Here is a 20195-nt window from a genome sequence, read left to right as displayed (position 1 = left end):
ATTAAGATACAACCCGTCCATCATGCATGGTAATGACGCGATCAGCCATCTCGGCAAGCGCGGGATCATGGGTCACGACGACCAATGCCGAACCAACTTGTTGCCTCAAATCTAATAACAGTTGCATGACTTGATTGGCATTTTGTTCATCTAAATTGCCCGTTGGCTCATCGGCAAAGACAATCTTTGGGTGTGAAACCAAAGCTCTTGCGACCGCTGTACGTTGCTGCTCACCACCTGACAACTGATTGGGCAAACTGTCACGCCTGTGACCCAAATCGACCGCGTCGATCAACTCATCTACACGTGCTGTATTGGGACGACGAGCGATATCGAGTGGAAAAGCAATGTTCTCCGCCACCGTCAATGTCGGCAGCAAGTGAAACGATTGAAAAACAAATCCCATGTCGCGCTGACGAATGACAGCAAGCGCATCTTCATCAAGACTGCTTAACGTTTGATCCGCCAGCTCAACTGAGCCACTATCAGGATAATCGAGTGCCGCCAGCAGTCCTAGTAGTGTCGATTTACCAGAGCCTGATTTACCCATGATGACCACAAACTCGCCAGCGTTGACATGAATATCGACGTCTTTAATAATAGATAAGGACTGGTCGCCAACGTGTACGGTTTTATTTAGCTTAGTGGCAGTGAGCAGGGCTGCTTGCGAGGTAGGTAAGTCTGATGTCATTGTGCAGTCTCAGTAGGCGTATTGGTCACATTCGACGGATTTATTTTTTTAAGCTCAGGCTGCAATATCGGCAAGATATTGTTGTTAACGATCAGCGTATAACCTTCTTTGGTCGGATGAATGGCATCCGCTTGATTGAGCTTAGGATCGCCGCCAACACCGTCTAAAAAGAACGGAATAAGTGTCAAGTTCATGTCTTTCGCCACGCGAGGATATATCTCTGCAAAAGATTTTACATAATCAGAGCCAAGGTTATCATAGATCTGCATACCGCCCAAAATGACTTCGCTGCCGTTGTCTTGCAAGCGTTTAACAGCGGTACGGATATTGGCCTCAACCGTCGCGACATCAATACCACGGATAGCATCATTGGCACCAATGGTCAAAATAGTGATATCAGGTTTGGTCTGCAATACCCAATCTAATCGGTTGACCAAGCCTGTACTGGTCTCGCCGCTCAATCCTGAATTAATCACTTTAAGGTCTTTATAACCAAGTTCTTGCAGGCGTGTTTGTAGCTGAGCGGGGTAATTGGCGTTGTTATCGACCCCAAGCCCTTCTGTCAACGAGTCACCTAACGCCAATATGGTCAAAGACGCTTGTTGTTCAGCGGGGATCGTTGTAGATGTGGTTTGAGACAGTTGAGTGTCAGAGGTTTGATTGGTATTTGTATGGCTGTTTTGAGTGCCAGTATCCGTCTTAGCTTCATTGGCATCAGGCGTTTTTTGACAACCACTGATTGCGATTGCTACGGTCAATACTGCAACCGTGAGCAAGCGCTGCGGTAAGCGAAAAGGTCTGTTCATCATAATTCTGCTGTCCTATAGTCAATAGAACCAGTCTAGCAGAATCAGAGAAACAGCAATATGGTGCAAAAGTTAATTGATTAATGATAAAAATTAAACCTTCTTACCATCGACCATCACTGGACGGCTGACTAGCCACGCAAATCCTACGTTTACCACCATCAATATCAGCATAATGAGTAAGGGTAAATCCCAGTTGTCCGTTCTTTCATGTAACCAACCAGTCCCTAATGGGCCAAAAAACGCAATCAAATAACCAACGGCTTGAGCCATACCAGACAGCTCGCTAGATTGGTTGGTGGTATAAGTCCGCAAAGAGAACAGCATCATGCTCAACGTAAAAATCGCTGAACAACCAATGCCCATCAGCGCCGACCACAACCACGCCAAATCAGCAGATAAATAGCTGACTCCTAAGATACCAATCACATTTAAAACCGCCGCAAGTACTGCCAGTGCCTGAATAGGCCGCCCACGGTTAATCAGCCACGTTAAGCTTAAGATAGATATCGGTGCCATAAACTGAAACACTGATCCCATTTGTCCAGCCTGCACAGCTGACAGCCCTTTACTGACCCAAATAGACGGTAAAAAACTGGCAACAGTATAAAATAACAAAGATTGTAACCCCATAAAGACAGCGATTTGCCACGCAAAAGGCGTACGCCACATCGATATTTCTGAAGATCCGATTGTTGGTAAGGGAACTGCTTGATAACTGGATGAACCAAGCTGCAATCGTAAAAATGTCCAAATAACGATAGCAAAGACGCCCAATAATGACCAGCCACCCAGCGCCCATTGCCAGCCTACTTGTTCAGATAATGGTAGTACCACCCCAGCCACTATGCCCGCTGTTACTGTCATAGTTAAACTAAATAGCCCAGTTATCAAAGGAATCTGCTTGGGCGTGCGCTGTTTAATCACAGGGGCAGCCAAGGTATTGGCAAAACCGATAGCCAAGGTTAGCAATAATGTGCCAACTAAAAACCCAGACCAAGTGGGAATAACCGTACGAATAATCATACCGACGGTCAATAATGCAATCATCGCAATGAGCGTATTTTCAAGCCCAAAGCGCTTGCCAATCGTTGGAGCAATGAGCGCGCCCATCGCAAAAGTTAGCATCGGTACTGCACCCAGCCAACCAACTTGAGTCTCAGAGATATTAAGGGCGTCTTGTACCACGGGCGCAATAGAACCAAGTGCAACGATAGGCGCGCGCATATTGGTCGCCAAAAGAATCATGGCACACAACACCAGCCAAAACGTAAAGCGCGAAGAGGGCAGCTGAAACGGTGAAGGATTATCCGTCTGAGACTGTAAAGGCAAATCATTTTGCACATTAGGAGAGGTAGAAGACATGGCAGCACGAATATTATTAGAATAAGAAAAAGGACACGTCATTAAACAGCGCCAAAGAGTCGTCGCTTGCAAAATAACACCGAAAAAATCTCACAAAGAAGATGAGTGAGATGAAAAAATAGAATGTCGAAATATTGGCAGAAAGCAATTCATATGAACTTGTTGCCTTAACGGGTAAGGCAATATGAATATCTATAAGTAATGATGTAGAACAATAACGCTGCACCACAAAAAATAGCGCCAGCCCTTTTTTTATAAGGTCTGGCGCTATTATAAGAACAAATGACGGCTAAATACTACCAGCGTATGGTAACAAACCGACTATTTATACCGATTTGCCCAATTGAGCCGCTTTTAAAGCGTTCTCTTGTTGTTCGGCGATTAGAGAGTCGCATTTATTAGGATCATCACCGCAGTACGAGCATTTCTCATTGCCCATCAATTTGGCAACACCGCCACAAGACCCTCTAAGCGGCTTTTTATTGACCATATAACCGATACCCATAAAGATAAAAAACAGTATGAATACAGTAAAGGTGATAGCAAGCATAGGAAGCAGTTGGCTAAGCATAGAGGAGACCTCGCGTTAAAAGTAGGACAGTTATCTGTGTGATAACCTCTTAATAGTATAGCAAAAATTCATCTTGTCCGTTTGAGCTTCTCAGCTTAGTAAGACAACTTAAGAAAGATACCGAATTAGCTTCTATGAGTTTTTTTAGATTTAGCTGGACTTTTTATCAGCACGTAATGCTTGCATAGCAGGTGTTTGCACCACTTGCCAATCATCAATGCTGTCCGCAGCTGCTTCTATGCTCACACCATCTGCCAATACAACAAACAATGCCGCTATGTTTTGCTCCTTGGCGAGGCTCAAAGCTTTTTTGTAAGGCATAGCAGTTAAGGCGGTTGCCCAAGCATCAGCCAGCGCGACAGTGTCTGCCGCGACGGTTACCGATGGTGCACCACCTACAATCGGCTCACCTGTGGTCGGGTCAATGGTATGACTGTAGTGCTTACCATCAAAGATGACTGAGTTACGATAGTTGCCAGAGGTCGCTAGATGCATCGTGTTGCCATTATTTATCGGTTGACGAATCACTGCCATAGTTTGGCGCTCGCTGACGGTACTACCTTCAATCGGTGCATCAATCGCAATTTGCCAAGGTTGTTGTTGTGCACTGACACCAGAGGTTGCCACCTCACCACCAATCTCAACCATATAGTTGCGAATTTGATAATTGTTTTTTAGCACATCAGCGATGACATCGACACCATAGCCTTTAGCCACTGCTGAAAAATCAAGCCCAACACCTTCTTTGGTTTTATAGATGGTCTTGTCCTTTTGAATGATACTTTCAAAGTCGACCAAGGCTTTGGCTTGCGCAATCTCAAGCGCCGTCGGTGGGCTTTGCAAACGCTCAACGGTCATCGTGCTACCAAAGCCCCAAGTGTCTATTAATGGCATCACTGTAGGATCAAAGGCGCCACTAGATAGCTCGTAAACTCGTCTTGAAGCTACCAATACATGATTAAAATCTTCATCAATGGTTATAGGCTCATCTTTGCCTAATTGATTAAATCTAGAGATGGTAGAATCCGCTTGATAAGTGGACATACTGTCATTGATATCTTGTAGGCGCTTATTTATGGCTGCTTGTATAGCCGCTTCATCAGCACCCTTAGGAAGCTGATAACTAATATGATAGCTGGTGCCCATGGTCTCACCGCTCAGGTTATTATAATCGGTCTTTTGCTGGCAAGCGCTCATCCCTAGTGCGGCGCTTATAGCAATAGCAATAGTAGGTAGTAGGGCGGTATTCATCGATTCAACAGAAAATAAGAGTGGTGTTGATTTTTGCATGCTTGGTTTTTTCATATGAGTCATCACAACTTGATATAGCTAAGGGGTAAATGAGATGTTAGCTATTAAGTAAGCTAAGCGCTGCCTATTTTACACCCCTTGTCACCCATAACGCCAATTGTCGGCTTAAAACATTTTTAAACATGGATTGCTATGTAATATATAGTTATTTAACATGCTAGATTTATTTGACTTGCGACTCACGAATGAGCTTATAAAGTTTTAGCGGTAGCGTATGCTTGTTTTGCTTGCTGAACATCGGTTATATCAAAAGGGATAAAGATATGATTTTTGCTATTTTTACAGCGGCTTTTTAGGGCGTGTTGAACATTCACAAATAGGCACTGCTGATCGCTAAAACTGTTCCAGACAAGGCGCAAGTCGATGATAATGTGAATACCTTAGCAAGACTTGCAACACCGTATGGGGCAGTTTTAGCATCAGCCTGAAAGGACAGGACTCTTTTTTGCCGCTTCATTGCTAAAAATAGACGTATAGAATGACTATACTTACTATTTTTACCTTCGAATCGCCTAAAAAATAGTCTTTGTCAGTGCCATGGTCGAATGTTCAACACGCCCTACCATTGCTAGATTTTCTTTATCACGTCCACTTAGAATAATACGAGCGCCGCGTTTGGCAAAGGCGATGGTTAATGCTTCGCCGATACCGCTTGATGCGCCTGTTATCCAAATGGTCAAATCTTTATAGTTGCTTTTCATAGGAATCCTTTCCGTTTCGCCCATAAAAAAAGAGCCTCAATTGAGACTCTTTTTTTAGCATATATTATTCTGTTAATTGTGATTGCTTAATGATTAAGCTTAACCACTTATCTTAACCGCCGAAGTCATCAAGCATGATATTTTCATCTTCAACACCCAAACTGTGTAGCATATCGATGACCGCCGCATTCATCATTGGTGGTCCACACATATAAAATTCACAGTCTTCAGGATTTGGATGATCTTTCAGATAGTTTTCAAGTAAGACGTTATGGATAAACCCAGTTGGACCTTCCCAGTTGTCTTCAGGAAGTGGGTCAGACAAGGCCACATGCCACTCAAAGTTATCAAACTCTTCTGCTAGTTGATCATAATCTTCAACATAGAACATCTCACGAATAGAGCGTGCACCGTACCAGAAACTAATCTTACGATCTGTATTCAAACGTTTTAACTGGTCAAAAATATGCGAGCGCATCGGTGCCATACCCGCACCACCACCGACAAATATCATCTCAGCTTCCGTTTTCTTGGCAAAGAATTCACCATAAGGACCTGAAACCGTGACTTTATCGCCAGGTACTAAGCTAAATACCCATGAAGACATTTTGCCTGGTGGAATATTGTCAGGACCACGTGGTGGTGGACTTGCGATACGGATATTGAACTTGATTAAGCCTTTTTCTTCAGGATAGTTAGCCATCGAGTAAGCTCGGATAACAGGTTCATCGACTTTTGACACATAGTTGAAGATACCAAATTTTTCCCAATCTTCACGATACTCCTCGTCAACCACAAAGTCTTTATAATGTACTTCATGCGGTGGCGCTTCTAATTGCACATAACCACCAGCGCGGAAGTTCACTTCTTCGCCTTCTGGAATTTTAAGCACCAATTCTTTAATAAAGGTGGCAACGTTATCATTAGAGACAACCTCACATTCCCACTTTTGTACATCAAAAAACTCAGGGTCAATCTCGATTTTCATGTCTTGCTTAACGGCTACCTGACAGGCAAGACGCATATGATTGCGAATCTCACCTTGGGTAAAGTAGCCAGTTTCGGTGGGCAAAATAGAGCCACCACCTTCAATCACTCGGCAACGACACTGCGCGCACGTACCACCGCCACCACAAGCGGAAGATAAGAATATACCTTCACTAGCAAGGGTTTGTAGTAGTTTGCCGCCTGCAGGCGTCACCACATCATTGTCGGGATTATCATTGATATGAATGGTCACATCGCCTGAACTGACCAGTCTTGAGCGCGCCATCAAAATAACGGCAACGAAGCTCATGATGATCAAGGTAAACATAGCAACGCCACCAATCGTCGTAGCATAATCCATGGTAGGTATCCTTAATCTATGGGGTAGGGGCAAGGTCACTATAATCATGCTGCCTAACCCTACCGAATAAATGAATTAAATAGGTCAAAGTGCTGAGTGAGTAAGCAATAGCCTTTAAATAGACAATCGCTTAAATGGACATGCCGCCAAATGACATAAAACCCAATGACATCAGACCAACTGTAATAAAGGTAATACCCAAGCCCCGTAGCGGTGCAGGTACGTCTGAATACTTGAGCTTTTCACGGATACCCGCTAAGGCAGTAATAGCAATCGCCCAACCAAAGCCTGCACCCAAACCATAAACGACCGACTCACCGAAGTTATAATCACGTTCAACCATGAACAGTACACCACCCATAATGGCGCAGTTAACCGTAATCAGTGGTAAGAAAATTCCAAGCGCGTTATATAAACTGGGTACAAATTTATCCAAGAACATCTCTAAGATTTGTACCACAGCAGCAATCAGACCGATATAACTGAGGAAACCCAAAAAGCTTAAATCTACATCTGGAAAACCTGCCCAAGCGAGTGCGCCATCTTTTAGAATGAACTGAAAGAGTAGGTTATTTAGCGGTACGGTAAGTGCCATGACAAAAACCACAGCAACCCCAAGACCGATAGCCGTAGAGACCTTTTTTGATACGGCTAAAAAGGTACACATGCCTAAGAAGTAGGCCAGCGCCATATTCTCGATAAAGACCGAGGTTATAAATAAACTGACATAATGTCCCATTAGTGACCGCCTCCTTGTGCCATGCCTTTAGATTGCGGCTTCATTACGAATTCAGCATCTTCGACCTGTTCTGGTTTCCATGTACGGATAATTACGATAAACAGGGCAATAATAAAGAACGCTGACGGCGGTAATAACAGCAGTCCGTTTGGTACATACCAACCCCCATCAGCCACGGTTTGTAAAAGAGTGATACCAAACCAGCTACCACCGCCCAAAATCTCACGAATAGTTGCGACAAATAATAGGACTGCCGAATAACCCAAACCGTTACCGATACCATCTAAGAAACTTGGTATAGGCGGATTGCTCATGGCAAATGCTTCAGCACGACCCATGACGATACAGTTGGTGATGATCAAACCAACGAAGACGGATAAGCCTTTACTAACGTCATAAGCGACCGCTTTTAATATCTGATCGACTACGATAACCAAAGAAGCAATAATCGTCATCTGCACAATAATACGAATACTTGATGGGATTTGTTTACGAATGGTAGAGATAAAGAAGCTTGAAAAGGCAGTAACTAACGTTAACGCAACGCTCATTACCAGCGCATTTGCTACGCTAGTCGTTACCGCGAGCGCAGAACAGATACCTAAAATTTGCAAGCCAATCGGGTTGTTGTCAAAAATAGGGTTAACTAAAATACTCTTAGTATCAGCCATGTTATGCCTCCTTGCCGTGAGCTACTGGTGCTACTGCTACCAGTTCAGTTACGGGATGGGTCAGTTTTTGAGTCTGATTGTGATGTAGGTCTTGACCCAATTTTTTATACGGGCTTTGACTTGCTTTGACTTCAGCATCTGTCAATGTTTTACCGCTTTCTTTACGCAGCTGGTCTAAGTACGGCTTATAGCCTTGATCGCCAAGCCAAAACTGAATCATATTGCTGACGCCGCGACCAGTTAAGGTTGCCCCGCTGATACCATCTACCCAATTTTCTTTCGGACTACCAGCTTTGGTGACACCAGTAGCAACAGCACCGTTCTCGTCATAAGATTGAATGCCGCTCCACATGGCGCGCCATTCTGGCTCTTCGATACGAGCGCCTAGACCTGGGGTTTCTTTATGCTCATAGAAGCTGATACCTTTGATAGTATTCATGTCGCTCTCAAGCGTTAAGAAACCATAAATCGTACCCCAAAGACCGTAACCTTGAATCGGTAGAACTATCACTTCAGGTTTGCCAGCCTCATCATTTTTGACATAGACTTTGGCATATTTAGGCTTACGACCGATACCAGCAGGATCATTACCGCCCAAGTCTTCACTAAGCGCTTTATTTTTGGTCGCTTGGCTGGCGTCATAAGCATTACGATCTGGAATGCCAGCTGCTTTTAGGGCGTCGTCATCAAGGTAGTTGCCTTTATTAAGGTCAACGATTTGGACTTCAAAATCTTTAAAACGCTCAGCGACATCTTCATTGGTATCAGATGTCGGGTCAAACATACCCGCGGCAACCAAGATATTCTTATTACGGTCTAAGCGCGCGTTTTCTATTTGTGCAGGCTTTAGACCAACAGCTGCAGCCGAGACCAATACTGAACACACCAAGCATAGCGTCAACGCCACGCCGATGGTTTTTGCATTATTACTTTTGGGCTTGGACATAGCGAACCCTCCGAGCGGTTTGGCGTTTGATGTTTGCTTGGGTCACAAAGTAATCAAACAATGGAGCAAATAAGTTAGCAAATAAAATGGCTAGCATGATGCCTTCTGGGAAAGCTGGGTTGATGACACGAATCAATACGGTCATAAAACCAATCAAGATACCGTAAGCCCAGCGCCCTTTATTAGTATGCGCAGCAGATACTGGGTCAGTTGCCATAAATACGGCACCAAAGGCAAAACCACCGATAACTAAATGCCAGTAAAACGGCAAGCTCATCATCATATTATCTTCAGAGCCAATCATATTAAACACAAGAGATGTGGCAATCAGACCGACCACACAACCTGCCATGATGCGCCATGAGGCAATGCGCGTCCAAAGTAGGACCGCAGCACCCATGAGGATTGCCAAGGTTGATACTTCACCTATACTGCCTTGCATATTGCCTAAGAATGCATCACTCCACGTGATGGCATTGCCATAAACATCAACAAAATCTTGTGGGACAACCCCAAGGGCAGCAAGACCAAGTGGCGTTGCACCTGAAAAACCATCAACCGCGGTCCATACTGAGTCGCCTGACATATAGGCAGGATAAGCAAAGTATAAGAACGCACGACCCGATAGGGCAGGGTTAAGAAAGTTTTTACCCGTACCACCGAATACTTCTTTTGCCACGACCACACCAAAGATAATACCTAAGGCAACTTGCCATAATGGAATATCTGGTGGTAGAGTTAGCGCAAACAGTACAGAGGTAACGAAGAAACCTTCGTTGACTTCATGACCACGGACGACGGCAAAGATAATCTCACAGAGAATGCCAACCCCAAAGGTCACAAGATAAATCGGTAAGAACTGCATAGCACCGTAGACGAAACTTGCCCAGATACTGTCTGGGTTATAGCCTGCCATACTGGTGATAATGGTGCGCCAGCCTTCAGGCTGTAAGCCGAGAGTTGCAATCGCAGTCAATGCTTGATGACCGACATTGTACATACCCCAAAACATCGCTGGGAATGTACATAGCCACACAGTAATCATAATACGCTTTAGATCGATACCGTCGCGTACATGTGATGAGGCGTAAGTCGTTGAGCTTGGTTGACGCAAAAACGTATCAAACATCTCAAAGATAGCGTAGTATTTTGCATGTTTGCCACCCTTGGTGAAAGACGGCTCCATACGATCGAACATATTGTGTAAAAATTTCATCGTGGTTAGCCCTCCAGCTCAATGCGCGTTAAGTTATCACGCAAAATATCGCCGAATTCATATTTGCCAGGAGATACGAAGGTGCATAATGCTAAATCTTCTTCGTCCAATTCAAGTACACCCAAATCTACAGCCGTGATAATGTCTTCGACAATCAAAGCACGTAGTAATTGCGTTGGCAGATAGTCTTGTGGCATGACCTCTTCATAGACACCGATTGGCACCATCGCTCTAGGTGAGCCATTACTCGTCGTGGTGAAGTTATACTTTTTACCACCAAAAAACTGTGAAATATAGATAGGCAGTTTAGAGAAACGATTTGCACCTGGCGTAAAGAAGTGGAACGCTGGACGCTCACGACCTTCTGCCAACACGCTGACTTGATTATGAAAACGACCAAGATAGGCAATATTGCCAAATACTTGACGCCCAGACAGCACTGAACCTGAAATCACACGGTTCTCGCCAGCTGTCAAATTACCTTTGGTCAAGGCAGCAATATCCGCACCGCGTTCGGTGGCGATAATATGAGGTTTGCTAACAGCAGGACCAGCTAAGCTCAACAGGCGACGCGTATATAAACGCCCGCTAGTAAATAGCTTGCCAATCGCAATCACATCTTGATAACCAATCGTCCAGACGCTTGTACCGCGCATGATAGGATGCAAGAAATGAATGTGCGTGCCTGCAAGACCAGCAGGATGTTTACCCGCAAAGCTATGATATTCAGTGACATTATTAGCCGCAGTTTTTGCAACTGGCGTCAACTGACTAGTGCCATGATGGCAGACAAAGGTCTTTGGGCTGAGGGTAGATAATACGGCAAGACCGTCATTAAATGCCTGCAATTGCTCATTAATCAGCAACATCGGGTCAAACGCCAATGGATTGGTATCCATTGCCGTGACAAAGATAGCATGAGGACGAGCACCGATTTCAGGAGCACGGCTAAATGGGCGCGTACGGAACGCCGTCCATTCACCAGAGGCAAGCAGTTGGGTTTCAACAACTTCAGAATCTAGGTCAGCAAGTTGCTGGGAGTCGTAGCGCTGAAATTCTACTTCCGCACCATTTGGGTCAACCGCAATCACAAGACTTTCAAACACACGACGTTCACCACGTTTGATCGCGATGACCTTACCAGCAGCAGGCGCAGTGTAGATAACGCCAGCCCGTTTTTTGTCTTCAAAAACGGGCTGGCCTTTTGCTACGATATCGCCTTCTTTGACATTCATTGTTGGCTTCATGCCAATATAATCATAGCCAATAAGTGCCACATGGGCGGGTCTGTGCTCAGATATCTCGCGGGAGGGTTCACCAGTGATGGGTAAATCCAAACCTTTCTTGATGGTAATCATAAGCGAAAACTTAGTCCATAGTCTAAAACGATACCAGACGTCCTGTGTGGTATATCGGCAGCATGAATGGTAACGCCATCACTAAAATAACCAAATCATATCTTATAGAAAGATAGGGATAAGGTTTTCTAACAATGACACTTCATGACTGCTAGTAAGAGTATTAACGCTGACCTTAGACTCCTTAACAACACGTTAATGTCTTATTCGAATGACCAAAGTGGCGACTGGCTACCAAGGTGTATACTAAAACATTCAAATTTAAAACCGTCCATAAAGGGATGGTTTTAAATAAAATACAGTTTTACCATACGATTTATTAAAATCTTAAAATTCATAATGTTGTGAGATTTAAGCAGCGCTATCCATTTGACTGAATATAAATAAGAGGTAAATGACTTATGATACTGAGTGAAAGCTATCTAAGCATTGTTGAATGACCTATGATTATAGGATAAACAACATTACTGAGTAATAGTCGTTGCTAAGCACAACGCTTAATAGATTATCAATGCCGTGCTGTCATCTACCTTGTGCTGATCGAAATCATCTATAGGTAGCAGACGATCGGGTTTTATCGCACAAATACAAATTTATCTAGGATTATACGCTAAACTGACCTAAAATTACCAGTTAGCAAGTGAATTTACCTAATGTTGCCAGTGATTCTTTGGGCTAAAACTTATGGTTATGAATATTTGTTTTTGCCATAAATAAGAGAGAGCTGTAGTCGATTCTATGACGGTATCTTAGGTTTGCACTTCTAGCCTCTTTATATTACCTTGATTGCTTGATACAAAGGGAGCTTCATGAATTTTATCAGTCATAAGTTCTATCCAGTTTTTGATTATTTTATTATTAATATCGTTTTATAAGGAATCCTATATGTGCGCTGTCCCTGTGATTATCCCTGCTATCGATCTAAAAGATGGTAAGTGTGTGCGCTTAAAACAAGGTCGTATGGAAGATGATACGGTATTTTCTGATGATCCTGTGGCAATGGCTGCACGTTGGGTAAAAGAAGGCGCACGCCGCTTGCATCTAGTTGATCTAAATGGGGCATTTGATGGGATTCCGGTACATAAGCAAGTGGTACATGATATTGCTAAAGCCTTCCCTAAGCTGCCCATTCAATTGGGCGGCGGTGTGCGCAATATGCAAACCATTGAGCAATATATTACTGCTGGTCTGACCTATATTATTATCGGTACTAAAGCGGTTGAAGATCCAGATTTCGTTGCCGAGGCGTGCCGTGAGTTTGCTGGACATATTATCGTTGGTATCGATGCCAAAGATGGCATGGTTGCCACTCATGGTTGGGCAAACGTGACTGACACCAAAGCCACGGAGCTTGCCAAACGTTTTGCTGATGTTGGCGTGTCTTCTATCGTCTATACCGATATCGCCCGTGATGGCATGATGCAAGGCGTTAATGTCGAGCAAACCGTCAATTTAGCACGTGAAGGTGGATTACCAGTGATTGCTTCAGGCGGCGTCACCGATATGAAAGATATTGAGCTGTTAAAACCTTATGGTGATTGTATCGAAGGTATCATCACTGGTCGCGCTATCTATGAAGGCACGTTAGATTTGGGCGAGGCACAACTTTATTTGGACGGTAAATAATATTTGAAAAATACGCTTATTAGATTTTGGATAGATAAGGTGTAATCAAGGATGCTTATGGCCGCTTATTTTGACCGCATTATGTTACGCAAGTGCCTAAAAGTGTGGAGTCAATGGCTGCTATTAAGCATCATGTTCAGCTTACCGGCTTATGCCATTCAAGAAAGCGAAACCGTTAATCCTACTGTATTAGATAATAATTCTGGCAAGCCTGCGCTTGATAGCAACGCATTACCTAATGCGGCTAATGACATTAATAGCACCCCTCTTCCTAGTAATACTCCTGAAAGTGGCATTTTGCCGGCTCAAGCACCAACTGTACCACCTCCGCTAACACCTATTTCAACTGAGCCAGCGCCTCTTATCAATGGCGAGAGTAGTAATAATACTCAAATTGAAACTGCTCAAACTGCGCAACATGATGATGACATCCGCCAACGTATCAGTGGGATATTTTCAGAAATTGAAGGATTGCAAGCCATCAATGTTGGTGTTACTCAAGGGATTGTCACTCTAACCGGTGAAACACCCAACGAGAAAAAAGCCCAGCAAGCCATTAATCTTACCAACCGTTTGACAGATGTCGTAACGGTCGAAGATAAGATTAACCGAACGCTTGATGTCCAAGATAATGTCACCACGGTTTACCAAAGCATTAAAGCCCAAACTAAAAACCTTATCAAAGCCGTGCCGTTATTATTGGTCGGGATTATTTTATTTGCTTTAGTAACTTGGTTTGGTAGTTGGTTGTCCAATCGACAAAAAATGTGGCAACGCTTAACGCCCAACCCTTTTGTCGCAGAATTATTATCGCAAACTGTCAAAGTCATCTTTATTATTTTGGGGCTTATATTAGCGCTAAGTTTGATTGGCGCGGAGACGATTTTAGGGACCTTACTTGGCGGTGCAGGGGTCATCGGTATCGCCGTTGGTTTTGCGGTCAAGGATACCATTGAAAACTATATTGCTTCTTTAATGCTCAGTATTCGCCAGCCATTTCGCGCTCGCGATCATATTTTGATTAATGCTCAGGAGGGAATAGTGGTGCGCCTGACGTCACGTGCGACTATTTTAATGACATTAGACGGCAATCAATTACGTATACCCAATGCCGAAGTCTTTAAAGCCACCATTTTAAATTACACCAAAAATCCTGAGCGCCGTTTCACTTTTGAATTAGGCGTTGATGCTAATGACGATCCGCTTGCTGCCATCAAAGTGGGTATCGATGCGATTTCTCAATTGGGTTTTGCCTTAGATAAGCCAAAAGTCACTGCGGTTATCAAGGAAGTGGGCGACTCAAACTTTATTTTGCAGTTTCAAGTATGGGTCAATCAATCAGAAGCTGATTTTTCCAAAGCCCGCAGTATCGCCATTCGCGAAACCAAGCATGCGTTGGAAGATGAAGGCTTTAGCTTACCTGAGCCTATTTACCAGCTGCGTTTTAATCATAAGCTAGAAAAAGCATTTGAGCATTTTCAAAACAATCACATCAGTGACGATAATGCTAACGTAAAGGTAAATGTGACGCCCAATACGTTGAATACTTCCAAAGCATCTAACAGCTCTCAAGCTACTGAAACGATGGTTGAGGATAAAGATAAAAGGCAAGCAAAGGCGCGAGCGAAGCATATCTTACAAGGTCGTAATGCTGAGGAGGTGCTTGATGCTCGTCCCGATGAAAAACTGATGGAAAAAGTTGAGCAAGAAATTGCCGAAAATTCAGATGAAACTGATTTATTGAGTAATAGTAGCCCGCAAGAGTAGCGTTGAATACCAACTATAAAAATGGGCATAAAAAATGCAGCGAAACGTCTAAATACATTTTATCTAAATAGACGAGAGTTTTTTATGCAAATAAAACATCTGATTATATTCGCGGTCGTTGGTATGGTTATGTTACTCGGTTTCAATGTCATGAATGGCAGTCAACGTGAAAAAAACCGAGAAGTTATAGCAGCGAGTAGTGAAAAGGAACTGGCTGATACAGCCGTCTCTGAAAATAAAGGTTCCCATATAAGCGATGCTAATGCCAGCGATACATCGAATATCGCAAGCGAACCCTTAGGTCAGCAGCCTAAAGCCCTTCTAGATGATGCTACTACCAAGATCGATCAGGCACAGCAAGCAGATGCTGCGCGCTTAGAGCAAATGAGTCCTGCGGAGCAGTGATAAATCTGTTATTAGAAAACTGAAGACAAAAAAAGGCTAACGATAACGTTAGCCTTTTTTAATACTTATAGATTCAAGCTGGTTTAGCTCTTTTTACTACTGCCTCTACCACCACGATTGCTGTTTCTCTTCGCAGGTGATTTCTTTGGCTGATCTTTGCTTGTGGAGCTGCGGTTTAGCTGACTAGAGTTTGAATGATCTTTCTTAGTTTGATTCATTTTACTAGATTGCAGCTTTGCTTGTAAACCAAAGTCAATTTGTAGCAGATCCATATTAACGCCAGCTACTTTCACTTTAACCAAATCGCCCAGCCCAAACACTGTGCCTCTGTCTTTACCGATAAGCTGTTGCTGCTGCTCATCATAAACAAAGAAATCGTCACCAACGTTTGAGATATGCACCAAACCATCGATATACAAATCCGTCAGAGTAATAAATAAACCAAAGTTCGTGACGGTAGTTACGACACCATCGAACTCTTCACCGACATGATCTTTCATATAATGACATTTGAGCCATGATTCTACGTAGCGTGAAGCCTTTTCAGCACGGCGCTCAGTATCTGAGGTTTGCATGCCAGCACCTTCTAATGAAAAATCCATCACAGGCTGTTTGGCATTTGTCACTTTCGCCTTGATCGCACGATGCAACATTAAATCAGGATAACGACGAATCGGCGAGGTAAAATGGCTATACTCGTCATAAGCCAAACCAAAGTGACCGATATTATCAGGAGAATAGTTTGCTTGCATCATCGAACGTAACAGCATGCTATGAATACTGATAGCATCAGGACGCTCTTTAGTCGCTTCAATAATACGCTGATAATCCGCTTGAGTAGGATTTTCTTCTGGGAAGCTTAGACCAAAGTTTTTGGCATATTCATGGATACGCATCGACTTTTCGCCATCAGGCTTATCATGATTGCGATATAACACAGGCAGCTCATTTTTTAGCGCAAAGTTTGCTGCACAAGTATTGGCAAGCAGCATACACTCTTCGATAAGCTTTTGCGCATCACCGCGCGTACGAGGCAAGATGGCTTCGATACCACCTTTTTCATTGAACTTAATATATGTCTCAACGGTCTCAAACTCCATTGCATGACGTTCTTCACGCTTTTTGAGGAGTAGCTCATACAGTTGATGTAAGGTATCGACAGATTTTTTGACCTCTTTATTTTCTGTCAACGATTTTGGAACGCTACTGTCTTTTGGATTCTCAAGATAAGCGTTTACTTGATTATAAGTCAAGCGTGCTTGCGAGTGCATGACGCCAGGATAAAACTCATAACTGGTAATTTTACCAGCACGTGATATCTTAATATCGGCAACCATACAGAGACGATCAAGATTAGGATTCAGCGAACATAGACCATTAGAAAGTACTTCAGGCAACATCGGAATCACTTGATGCGGGAAATATACTGACGTACCACGTTCATAAGCATTTTGATCCAGTGGCGAGTTCGGTGTCACATAGTAACTGACATCGGCAATTGCTACCAAGACGCGATAATTACCACCAGAACGCTTTTCTGCAAACACAGCATCATCAAAATCACGAGCATCTTCACCATCAATAGTTACTAATGGCAACTCACGTAAGTCGACACGACCTTTTAGATCTTTTTCAGTCGGCTCTTTATAATCATTTGCTTGATTGAGCACCGCTTCACTGAACTCTGATGGAATATCATAATTAAGTAACGTAGTCTCAATGATCAGTTCGCGATCATTGTCATCAGATAAGACTTCAGTGATTTTGCCTGTGGCAAATTCATGTTGATTTGGCCAATCAATAATATCAACTTTTACCGGCGAGCCTTGCTTAGCATTGAAAGCCTGTACATTGTCTTCTGTGACGGTAATCGGCTGATGGTTATTTGGGCTACCAAGCTCAACACAGTAACCGTCTTCATCATGAGCCAGCGTACCGATAAAATGATTTTGACGACGCTCAACGACATCAACGATACGACCTTCAGTACGACCGCGGTTGTCTGTTGAAGTACCGACCGCTTCTACGGTATCGCCATTAAAGACCCAACGCATTTGTTTTTCATGCAAGAATAGGTCAGGCATATCACTTAATAACACAAAGCCAAAACCTTTTGGATGGGCAGTCACTGTACCAGTGACGATATCGTGCTGAGTGACTGTACGATATCGATAAGGACGACCGTCGCGGTTTACTTGTCCATCGCGTGCCATCGCTTTTAGGCGATTGCCCAAAGCGTCAAATTGATCAGGATCAGCAATGTTAAAGGCTGTCGCCAATTGCTGATGGGTGATTTCACCGTGTTCATTAATCGTGCTTAATATAAGCTCGCGACTAGGAATCGGGTTATCATATTTTTGTGCCTCACTTGAGGCGTTTGGATCATTCCAACTCATAAATTACCGTATCTATTTTTAAATTATTAATAATGGCTATCTTAACACGAACAACGTCCCAATATCTTAGGTCAATTGTCTTATCTGTATTTGATAGCGAGTAGTCTTTAGTGGTCAAATTTTATTAAAAGTGAATGCTTATCCAAATTAAATATCAATATCGACCGTATTTGATTGATTGGTTATTTTTTCCATGTTCAATTCTTTTGACACTTCCAATACCGTGGTCTGATTAGATTTATCGAGGTATTTTTGGGCTTTATCAACCTCAGTGGTCAAAGTATTGACCGTTTGCTTCATACTCTCAAGCGCTTCAATTTTATAATTACTAATCATATCCATGGTGTCATAGACATTATTGAAGGCATTTTGCAGTTTATCAAGCTCAATAGTGCTGCTGGTCGCTTGCTCATGAATCTCAAGTGATTGACGCTTGAGCATTGCCGAAGTTGATTCAATCAAGCTACTGGTGGTTTTATTCAAAGCTGTGATTTGGTCAAGTACCAGTTTTTGGTTAGTCATGGCTTGTGCGACAACCACTGCCGTACGTAGGGCTGATATAGTGGTAGTAGTGGCGCGATCTACCCCTTTAATCAGCTCTAAATTGTTTTTACGGATAGTATCCAATGCTAAATAACCTTGAACGTTTACTGCCAATTGTGTCAAAAAGTCGGTGTTTTTTTGGCGGACATAAAACAGCATCTCTTCTTTAATAATACGTGCTTTCTCAGGGTCAGTCGCTTCTATCGCATAGACTTTTTGTTCAAGCTGCTCATCGATTTTTTTACCCACATAGATATACTGACGAATCGACTGCATCAGCTCCCACATATTGATTTTTTCTTGCTCAATCATGGCATTGTCTTTGAGTAGCTCATCTTTTCCATTATAGAGGCTTGTTACTACCGCATTAATATGTGATTGCGCCGATTCGTACTGACGGAAATAATCTTGTACTTTATTGCCAAATGGAATCAAACCAAACAGCTTACGTGAGCTGGTCAGCTCTTTTTTACTGGGGTCTAAATCTTCGACGATACCACGCAGCTCCGTCAACGACTTGGCAATAGGGGAGTTGTCAAATAAGCTGTCATTCAGGCTTTTTGCAGGTAGCGCTAACATACGATTAGAAACTTGCGCCGACTCGCGAATCTCTTTATTGCCCAAATTATGGATAGACTGGACGTTTTCTTTAAACTCATTACTATGCACTGAATTGTTGATTACATGATCAACAAAAGCATCGACTTTGGCATCAAGCTCTGGAATATCGCTTTCGTCCAATTTTACCATCTGATCAGCTTCACTTTTTTGTATCTCTTTGACAGGCTCAGGTGCAGTGAGGGTAAGGGTTGGTGTAGAGGTATTGGCAGGTGGAGTTAATTCTTGCATAAGATTTCCTATGATATCTAAAAGAGGTTATATTTTTTATCAGCGACATTTATAGCCGAGGTATAGATTATTTTTATCAGTTAAATTGCTTTTATTGAAATTATTATTAACAATTGCAGAATAGGTCTTTAGGTTACCGTGTAATGAAAAGTTTGAGAAGATGGATTTTGTAAATCACTGTCGGCTTCTTATATTTAAGGTTAACGATAGCCAAAGAGGTACAAGTGTCATAATTAACTGTAAAAATGCTTATTAAGCCCTACATACTAAAAACCACCAATACGCCGTAGCATATTGGTGGTGGGAAATCACGGATATCTATATAACCACAGCCACTACTAAGAATAGACGATTAAAAAGTCTATTTCTTCTTAGTAGGTCCTAACAGCATACCCATTTGACGACCTTCCATCTTAGGATACTGTTCGACGTTTGAGATATCAGCCGTATCTTCAATGATACGATCAAGTTGCTTGCGACCAATTTCTTGGTGCGCCATTTCACGTCCGCGGAAACGGATGCTAATTTTAACTTTGTCCTGATCTTCTAAGAAGCTAACGATTTTTCTGAGTTTAACCTGGTAATCGGCCTCTTCAGTGCTAGGACGTAGCTTCATCTCTTTTAGCTGAGTCTGCTTTTGATTCTTTTTAGCTTCTTTCGCCTTTTGCTTTTGATCATAGAGGAAATGTTTATAATCCATGATTTTACATACTGGCGGTTTGGCTTCGGGAACCAGCTCTACTAAATCTAGACTGTCTTCACGTGCCGCTTTCATTGCGGTGTCGATATCGACCACGCCCATTTGTTCACCGTCTTCTTTGACCAGACGGACTTCTTTGGCACTGATATCTTCATTGATGTTCAAACGGTTTGACTGTTTAATAGG

At 43.0% G+C, this 20195-nt stretch carries 18 protein-coding genes; 3 read left to right on the top strand and 15 right to left on the bottom strand.

Annotated elements, in window-relative coordinates; genetic code table 11:
* Position 1: 1 nt before the first annotated feature.
* The 12 genes from AC0J5Y_RS12250 to AC0J5Y_RS12195 all read right to left on the bottom strand — a co-directional run bounded on the left by AC0J5Y_RS12250 (position 2) and on the right by AC0J5Y_RS12195 (position 11723).
* Complete coding sequence (locus AC0J5Y_RS12250; protein ID WP_475130927.1) at positions 2-691, bottom strand: ABC transporter ATP-binding protein; 690 nt, start codon at positions 689-691, stop codon at positions 2-4.
* Positions 688-1500 carry an arylesterase gene (locus AC0J5Y_RS12245; protein ID WP_475130926.1) on the bottom strand — a complete coding sequence of 271 codons (813 nt, stop codon included), beginning with the start codon at positions 1498-1500 and terminating at the stop codon, positions 688-690. Before AC0J5Y_RS12245 ends, AC0J5Y_RS12250 begins: the two co-directional genes overlap by 4 nt.
* A gap of 90 nt (positions 1501-1590) precedes the next feature.
* On the bottom strand, positions 1591-2904 hold the full coding sequence (locus AC0J5Y_RS12240) for an MFS transporter (protein ID WP_475130925.1): 1314 nt from the start codon (positions 2902-2904) through the stop codon (positions 1591-1593).
* Positions 2905-3187: 283 nt separating this feature from the next.
* A complete protein-coding gene (nqrM, locus tag AC0J5Y_RS12235; RefSeq protein ID WP_475130924.1) occupies positions 3188-3433 on the bottom strand; it encodes a (Na+)-NQR maturation NqrM in 246 nt (81 codons plus the stop codon).
* Positions 3434-3583: 150 nt separating this feature from the next.
* Entirely contained in the window at positions 3584-4738 is a 1155-nt protein-coding gene (locus AC0J5Y_RS12230) for an FAD:protein FMN transferase (RefSeq protein ID WP_475130923.1), read from the bottom strand.
* A gap of 518 nt (positions 4739-5256) precedes the next feature.
* Complete coding sequence (locus tag AC0J5Y_RS12225) at positions 5257-5445, bottom strand: SDR family NAD(P)-dependent oxidoreductase (protein WP_475130922.1); 189 nt, start codon at positions 5443-5445, stop codon at positions 5257-5259.
* A gap of 112 nt (positions 5446-5557) precedes the next feature.
* Positions 5558-6793 carry an NADH:ubiquinone reductase (Na(+)-transporting) subunit F gene (gene nqrF, locus AC0J5Y_RS12220; protein ID WP_475130921.1) on the bottom strand — a complete coding sequence of 412 codons (1236 nt, stop codon included), beginning with the start codon at positions 6791-6793 and terminating at the stop codon, positions 5558-5560.
* 130 nt (positions 6794-6923) lie between these two features.
* Positions 6924-7532 carry an NADH:ubiquinone reductase (Na(+)-transporting) subunit E gene (gene nqrE / locus AC0J5Y_RS12215; RefSeq protein ID WP_182405700.1) on the bottom strand — a complete coding sequence of 203 codons (609 nt, stop codon included), beginning with the start codon at positions 7530-7532 and terminating at the stop codon, positions 6924-6926.
* Entirely contained in the window at positions 7532-8203 is a 672-nt protein-coding gene (locus tag AC0J5Y_RS12210; RefSeq protein ID WP_475130920.1) for an NADH:ubiquinone reductase (Na(+)-transporting) subunit D, read from the bottom strand. Before AC0J5Y_RS12210 ends, nqrE begins: the two co-directional genes overlap by 1 nt.
* A gap of 1 nt (position 8204) precedes the next feature.
* Positions 8205-9149 carry a Na(+)-translocating NADH-quinone reductase subunit C gene (locus tag AC0J5Y_RS12205; protein ID WP_475130919.1) on the bottom strand — a complete coding sequence of 315 codons (945 nt, stop codon included), beginning with the start codon at positions 9147-9149 and terminating at the stop codon, positions 8205-8207.
* Positions 9130-10365, bottom strand: a complete 1236-nt coding sequence (locus tag AC0J5Y_RS12200; protein ID WP_475130918.1) for an NADH:ubiquinone reductase (Na(+)-transporting) subunit B — start codon at positions 10363-10365, stop codon at positions 9130-9132. The genes AC0J5Y_RS12205 and AC0J5Y_RS12200 overlap by 20 nt, the downstream gene beginning before the upstream one ends.
* Before the next feature lie 5 nt (positions 10366-10370).
* The gene (locus tag AC0J5Y_RS12195; protein WP_475130917.1) at positions 10371-11723 is read right to left on the bottom strand and encodes a Na(+)-translocating NADH-quinone reductase subunit A; all 1353 of its coding nucleotides are present in this window, start codon (positions 11721-11723) and stop codon (positions 10371-10373) included.
* An 885-nt stretch (positions 11724-12608) separates the two neighbouring features.
* Between AC0J5Y_RS12195 and hisA the strand changes: the two genes are divergently transcribed.
* The 3 genes from hisA to AC0J5Y_RS12180 all read left to right on the top strand — a co-directional run bounded on the left by hisA (position 12609) and on the right by AC0J5Y_RS12180 (position 15521).
* Positions 12609-13349: a 1-(5-phosphoribosyl)-5-[(5-phosphoribosylamino)methylideneamino]imidazole-4-carboxamide isomerase gene (gene hisA, locus AC0J5Y_RS12190; protein ID WP_011514724.1), complete on the top strand. Its 741-nt coding sequence runs from the start codon at positions 12609-12611 to the stop codon at positions 13347-13349.
* Positions 13350-13406: 57 nt separating this feature from the next.
* Positions 13407-15116: a mechanosensitive ion channel domain-containing protein gene (locus AC0J5Y_RS12185; RefSeq protein WP_475130916.1), complete on the top strand. Its 1710-nt coding sequence runs from the start codon at positions 13407-13409 to the stop codon at positions 15114-15116.
* A gap of 84 nt (positions 15117-15200) precedes the next feature.
* Positions 15201-15521 (top strand): hypothetical protein, encoded by a 321-nt coding sequence (locus AC0J5Y_RS12180; RefSeq protein ID WP_475130915.1) that lies wholly within the window; start codon positions 15201-15203, stop codon positions 15519-15521.
* 83 nt (positions 15522-15604) lie between these two features.
* Here AC0J5Y_RS12180 and rnr read toward each other — a convergent pair whose 3' ends face one another.
* From rnr to infC, 3 genes are all read right to left on the bottom strand, one after another.
* Positions 15605-17917 carry a ribonuclease R gene (gene rnr, locus AC0J5Y_RS12175; RefSeq protein WP_475130914.1) on the bottom strand — a complete coding sequence of 771 codons (2313 nt, stop codon included), beginning with the start codon at positions 17915-17917 and terminating at the stop codon, positions 15605-15607.
* A 147-nt stretch (positions 17918-18064) separates the two neighbouring features.
* Positions 18065-19309: a toxic anion resistance protein gene (locus AC0J5Y_RS12170; RefSeq protein WP_475130913.1), complete on the bottom strand. Its 1245-nt coding sequence runs from the start codon at positions 19307-19309 to the stop codon at positions 18065-18067.
* Between the two features lie 361 nt (positions 19310-19670).
* A complete protein-coding gene (gene infC / locus AC0J5Y_RS12165; protein WP_011281352.1) occupies positions 19671-20174 on the bottom strand; it encodes a translation initiation factor IF-3 in 504 nt (167 codons plus the stop codon).
* Between the last annotated feature and the right edge of the window lie 21 nt (positions 20175-20195).

The organism is Psychrobacter sp. TS_SC_6, assembly GCF_056156305.1.
Note: the sequence above shows the minus strand (reverse complement) of the source record. Positions and strands in the feature narration are given on the sequence as shown.